The 5747-nt window shown below is 61.2% G+C and carries 5 protein-coding genes; 3 read left to right on the top strand and 2 right to left on the bottom strand.

Annotated features, from left to right (window positions below; all coding sequences use genetic code 11):
• Both JNL55_RS04515 and JNL55_RS04510 read right to left on the bottom strand, forming a co-directional pair.
• A partial coding sequence (locus JNL55_RS04515; protein ID WP_293849908.1) for a response regulator occupies window positions 1–443 on the bottom strand: 443 nt, incomplete at its 3' end.
• A 1-nt stretch (window position 444) separates the two neighbouring features.
• Window positions 445–1833, bottom strand: coding sequence for an ATP-binding protein (locus tag JNL55_RS04510; RefSeq protein ID WP_293849905.1), 1389 nt, complete (start codon window positions 1831–1833; stop codon window positions 445–447).
• 156 nt (window positions 1834–1989) lie between these two features.
• Here JNL55_RS04510 and JNL55_RS04505 point away from each other — a divergent pair, with 156 nt between their 5' ends.
• The 3 genes from JNL55_RS04505 to JNL55_RS04495 all read left to right on the top strand — a co-directional run.
• On the top strand, window positions 1990–3159 hold the full coding sequence (locus tag JNL55_RS04505; protein WP_293849903.1) for an efflux RND transporter periplasmic adaptor subunit: 1170 nt from the start codon (window positions 1990–1992) through the stop codon (window positions 3157–3159).
• Window positions 3160–3186: 27 nt separating this feature from the next.
• Complete coding sequence (locus tag JNL55_RS04500; protein WP_415923007.1) at window positions 3187–5130, top strand: MacB family efflux pump subunit; 1944 nt, start codon at window positions 3187–3189, stop codon at window positions 5128–5130.
• Window positions 5131–5135: 5 nt separating this feature from the next.
• A partial coding sequence (locus tag JNL55_RS04495) for a TolC family protein (RefSeq protein WP_293849899.1) occupies window positions 5136–5747 on the top strand: 612 nt, incomplete at its 3' end.

The raw sequence follows: 5747 nt of genomic DNA, 5'->3' as shown, positions 1-5747 counted from the left end.
GTGGCCAGGAACTGGGTCTCGTCGATGCTCAGACGGGAATCGATCTGCGCCACCGCTTGCGCCTGCGGTGCTCGACGCAGAATCGCCTTGACTCGCGCTACCACTTCGCGCGGACTGAACGGTTTGCAAATGTAGTCGTCGGCACCGAGTTCCAAGCCGATCAATCGATCGATCTCTTCGACGCGCGCCGTGACCATGATGATGGGAATGTTGCTGAAGGCGCGCACGTCCTTGCATACCTCGATGCCATCGCGGCCCGGCAGCATCAGGTCGAGCAACATCAAGTCGAAGCTGGACGACTTGAGCGTCGGCACCACGTTGCGGCCGTCGGCCACGATCTGGGTCTGGTAGCCCGCCGAGGTCAAATAGTCGGCCAGCAACTGCGACAGTTTCGGTTCGTCTTCGACGATCAGCACGCGCGTCGGGATAACTTCGTCGCTCATATCACACCTGCAAGTTGCGCAGTCGCGGCAGTTTGATGCCGATCGACAGTCCGCCCAACGCTCCAGCGCTGGCTGCAATCGTGCCGCCGTGCGCCTCGACGATGTTACGACAGATCGCCAAGCCGAGCCCCGCGCCACCGTGCGAACGATTTCGCGAAGCTTCTGCACGCACGAAGCGCTCGAAAATGCGCGGCAGGATGTCGGCCGGCACGCCGGGGCCGGAGTCCTCGATTTCAACCAGCACGTCGCCGTTGGTGCTGCGACAACTCACGCGAACCGTGCCGCCGATTTGCGTATAGCGAGCGCAGTTCTCCAGCAAGTTATTGAACAGCTGCTGCAGCCGGCCTTCATCGCCATTCACCAACACGCGCGGGTCGATGTTGGTTTCCACTTTGAGCTCACGCTCGGTCATGCGTTGTCGGAATGCCGCGAGCGTGGTTTCCAACACGTCGCCGATCTCGACGTCGGTCATGCGATAGCTGAGCGCGCCGATGTCCGACAGCGACAGGTCATAAAGATCGTTCACCAGTTTGCTGAGTGTGCTGACTTCCGATTGCAGCGATGCCAGCGTCGCGGGCGTCATGGTGCGCACGCCGTCTTCGATGGCTTCGAGTTCGCCTTTGAGGACGGACAGCGGCGTGCGCAGTTCATGCGAAACATCGGCCATGAACGAGCGTCGCAACTGTTCGTTGTGAGCCAGCGCTTGCGCCAGCCGATTGAAATCTTCGGAGAGACCGCCGATTTCATCTTTCGACGTGACTGGAATACGCACCTTGTAGTCGCCGCTGGCCAGATTGTGCGTGGCCGAGGCGATTCGAGTCAGCGGCGTGACCAGCAAACGAGACAGCCACCACGCGGCGAGTGCTGCGACCACTACTGTGCCCAGACCGATCAACCAATTCTGGGTGAGCTGGCGCTTTTGAAAACGCACGTCGGCGGCGGCGGTGGCTTGTTGGTAGGGCACCAGCGTGAGCCAGCCGACAGTCTCGCCGCGCACGGTCACGGCCTTCATCGGCGAATCCTTGGAGAAGTTTCGATTGCCGACCACGATCTCGTAGTCGGCGTCGAGCAGCGTCAAGCGCAACTGCACGGCGGTGAAGTCGACTTCCGACAATTGCGGCGGGCCGTCCCGGTCGCGGCGCGAACGGTTGTCCAGCAGGCGATACCAACTGCGCGGGTTGTGGCTCAGGAAGCCCCAGCCGCCTTCGCTTTCGTAAGCATCGGCCAGGCGCGGAATCAGGGATTCGACATATTCGGTGCTCTGTTCGTTCAGGTAACCGATGAAGCCGCGGGTAAAGCTGATGCGGGCCGACAGGCCCATGGCGGTCACTGTGGCGATGCTGATCGCGACCAACACCAGGAACAGCTTGGTGGAAATGCTCCATTTCATGGGGCGGCATTAAGACCCGGCCGGCCCGTTCAGGCAAGACGGCGACCGGCCTGCGAGCCCCGACTCCATAAAGTCTTCAATTTTCCTCCGCATTTGCCGCCCATGCTTTGAGCCATCGAAACGCCCATTCATGGGCTTGGGAAAAGGGTACGAATCATGACTAAGGCACGGGTTTGGGGCGGTTGGAGCAAGGCCGCGGTGCCGGCGGTACTGGCTGCCGCGCTGGTAGCCGGGGCCTGCCACTACATTGGACAGGACACCGATACGGGCCTGCAGACGGTGACTGTGACGCGCGGCGATCTGCAGAAAACCATCACCGCCGTGGGTTCCATCGAGCCCAAAGATTATGTCGATGTGGGTACCCAGGTGGGTGGCCGCGTGATGAAAATTCACGTTGCTATCGGCGACCGCGTGGCCAAGGGCGACTTGATCGCTGAAATCGATCCGACGGTGTACGAGTCCACGGTCCGTAAGGATCGCGCCACGCTCGAGAATCTGCAGGCGCAGCTGGAACAACAGTTGGCCGAGTCGGCGTTGGCCGCCACCGAGCTGAAGCGCAATCAAGAGATGCGCGATGCCGATGCGGTCAGTCAGACCACGGTCGATACGGCTGAGGCGCAAGCCAAGGTTGCTGCTGCAACGGTGGCCGCGACTCGCGCTCAGATCCGAGCTTCGGAAGCCACGCTCTCGGGCGATCTGGCCAACCTCGGTTACACCAAGATCTACGCGCCACTCACCGGCACCGTCGCTTCGCAGACCACGCTCGAAGGTCAGACCGTCAACGCGACTCAGTCGGCGCCGGTCATCGTGCAAGTTGCCAACATGGATGTGATGACGGTGTGGGCGCAGGTGGCTGAAGCCGATGTGAGTCGCATCACGGTCGGTATGCCCGCTCACTTCACCACGCTCGGCATGCCCGACAAGAAGTGGCAGGGCAGCGTGCGCGCCGTGTATCCGACCCCGGAAGTCGAGAACGACGTGGTTCTGTACAACGTGCTGATCGATGTCGACAACAAGGAAGGTCAGTTGTTGCCGCAAATGACGGTGCAAGTGTTCTTCACTTTGGGTGAAGCGAAAGATGTGCCGCTCGCGCCCATCAATGCGCTGCAAGCGCAACGCGATGCCGGCGCGTACAAGGCGAAGGTGTTGACCGATAAAGGCGTGGTCGAACGCGAAGTGAAGGTCGGCTTGACCAGTCGCTCGATGGCGCAGGTGGTGTCCGGTCTGTTGCCTGGCGATCAGTTGATCGTCGCGGCTGCGACTCCGGCTGCCAGCGGTGCGTCTCAGAGTGGTGGTGGTCGTCCTCCGATGGGTCCGCGTCTGTAAGCGGCAGCTAGGTCTGAGCGAGAAAACATTATGGACACTAACGTTCCTTTGATCCGAGTCGTCGACGCCAGCCGCGTCTACGAAAGCGGCGACTCGGAAATTCGCGCGCTCGATCACGTATCGCTCGAGATTCGTCGCGGCGAGTTCGTGGCCATCATGGGTCAGTCCGGTTCGGGCAAGTCGACCTTGATGAACATCCTGGGCTGTCTGGATCGTCCCAACGAAGGGCGCTACGAAGTCAACGGCGTGGATGTCAGCCAGTTGAGTCCGGATGAGTTGGCGGCGCTGCGTCGTGACACGTTCGGTTTCGTGTTCCAGCGTTACAACTTGCTGGCGACGGTGTCGGCCGCCGAGAACGTCGAGCTGCCGGCGATCTACGCCGGCGTGGCACACGAAGCCCGCAGAGATCGAGCACGCAGCTTGCTCGCCAAGCTGGGTCTTGGTGAACGCACCGATCATCGGCCGAATCAGTTGTCGGGCGGTCAGCAGCAGCGCGTGTCGATTGCTCGCGCCTTGATGAACGATGCCGAAGTGATTCTGGCCGACGAGCCCACGGGTGCGTTGGACAGCCGCAGCGGCGCCGAAGTGATGGCGCTGCTCAAGCAGCTGCACTCGGAAGGCCGCACCATCATCCTGATCACCCACGATGCCGCCGTCGCCGAACATGCCGAGCGTATCGTGCAGATCAAGGACGGCAGCATCACCGACGATTCCGGAGTGAAGCGCACCGTTGCTGGCAAAGGCGGCGAACGTGCCGTGCAATCGGCTAAGGCGACCTGGCTCGACGACTTGCAGGAAGCCATCAAGATGGCCATGCGCTCGCTGCGTGCCAACAAGTTTCGTAGCGCGCTGACTTTGCTCGGCGTGATGATCGGCGTGGCGGCAGTCGTCACCATGCTGGCCATCGGTAACGGCAGCAAGGAAGCCGTGATGAAGCAAATCGCTTCCATGGGCAGCAACTTGTTGCTGGTGTTCCCCGGCGCGCCTGGTACACGTCCCACTGGCGACGTGGCGACACTGGTACCTGATGACGCGAAGGCCATCGCCGAGGTGGATAACGTGCTCGCGGTGTCGCCGGAGCGAAAGACGCGTGCAACGTTGCGCATGGGCTCGGTGGACTATCAGAGCAACATCACGGGCGTGTGGCCGGCCTACCAGACCACGCAGAACTGGCCGATGGAAAGCGGCACGTTCGTTACTGAAGACGATGTGCGTAGCTATGCCACGGTGATCGTGCTCGGCAAGACGGTCGCGAAGAACTTGTTTCCTGACGATGAGAATCCGGTGGGTCAGTTCATTCTGGTGTCCAACACGCCGTTCGAAGTGATCGGTGTGTTGTCCACCAAGGGTGCCAACGCCTTCGGTTCGGACATGGACGATGCGGCGTTCATTCCGCTGTCGACCGGCTTCAACCGGTTGTTCGGCGCGCAGTACCTGGCCTCTGTGAATGTGAAGTTGGCTGACGATGCCAAGACCGCGACCACTCAGGAACAGATTCGTCAGTTGCTGATGGAACGTCACCACCTGGAAGACTTCCAGATGCGTAGCACCAGTTCATTCATGGCGGCGGCGGCTTCGACTCAGAACACGCTGACGTTGTTGCTCGGTTGTGTGGCGGCGATCTCGCTGATCGTCGGCGGCATCGGTGTGATGAACATCATGTTGGTCAGCGTCACTGAACGGACGCGTGAGATCGGCGTGCGCATGGCGACTGGTGCTCGTGCCAGCAACATCCTGCTGCAATTCAATACCGAAGCGCTGGTGGTTTGCGGTATCGGCGGCTTGATCGGTGTGGGCCTGGGCTTCACCGCCGGCTTCATCGCGGAAGCTTTTGGTACGAACGTGGCGTTCACTGCGGCACCGGCCTTGCTGGCGCTCGGCTCGGCGCTGTTGACGGGCGTGCTGTTTGGATACTTGCCGGCGCGTAAGGCTGCTTACATGGATCCGGTCGTCGCTCTGGCCTCGGAGTAATGAAAATGAAAGTGCAAAAGTATATGAAGTCCGCGCTGCTGATTGCCGTGGTCGGCGTGTTGGCCGGCTGCAGTGTTACACCTCGCTACGAGCGGCCGAATTCGGAGTTGCCGGCGTCGTGGGCGGAACAGAAGGCTGCGGCGACCAGCGAGAATCCGGCGGAGTGGCGCGGGTTGTTCAACGACGCTGAGCTGGAACAGCTGATGGCGGAAGCGTTGGCGGCGAATCACGATTTGGCCGCGACTGCGACGCGTATCGAACAGGCGAGAGCCTCGGCGAAAGTGGCTGGTGCCCGGTTGTTGCCTTATGCATCGGCCTCGGTGAGCGGCAGTCGCCAGAAAGAGTTGAATGGCGCGCGTTCGCTGTCTTCCTCCGATAGCTCGCAGTTGGCGATTAGTTACGAGCTGGACCTGTGGGGCGCGAACCGCGCGAACCTGGACGCCGCGTCGGCTCGCGTGGCTGCTCGTGAGTTCGATCTTGTGACTGCGCGACTGGTTCTGCAGGCGGACGTCGCGACTTATTACTTCCAGACGCTCGCGCTCAAGGATCGCTTGGGCATTGCTCAAAAGAATCTGGACGCTGCGCGTTCGCTGATGCAGTTGGTGCAGGTTCGTTAC

Origin of the sequence: Steroidobacter sp. (assembly GCF_016790065.1) — a bacterium.
Lineage (GTDB): Bacteria > Pseudomonadota > Gammaproteobacteria > Steroidobacterales > Steroidobacteraceae > Steroidobacter.
The sequence above is the reverse complement of the archived record's forward strand: the minus strand, read 5'-3'. Positions and strand labels throughout refer to the sequence as shown.

Excerpts from the sequence above, each read along its gene's own strand:
- JNL55_RS04510 (WP_293849905.1), bottom strand. The coding sequence starts at position 1,833 with ATGAAATGGAGCATTTCCACCAAGCTGTTCCTGGTGTTGGTCGCGATC.
- JNL55_RS04505 (WP_293849903.1), top strand. The coding sequence starts at position 1,990 with ATGACTAAGGCACGGGTTTGGGGCGGTTGGAGCAAGGCCGCGGTGCCG.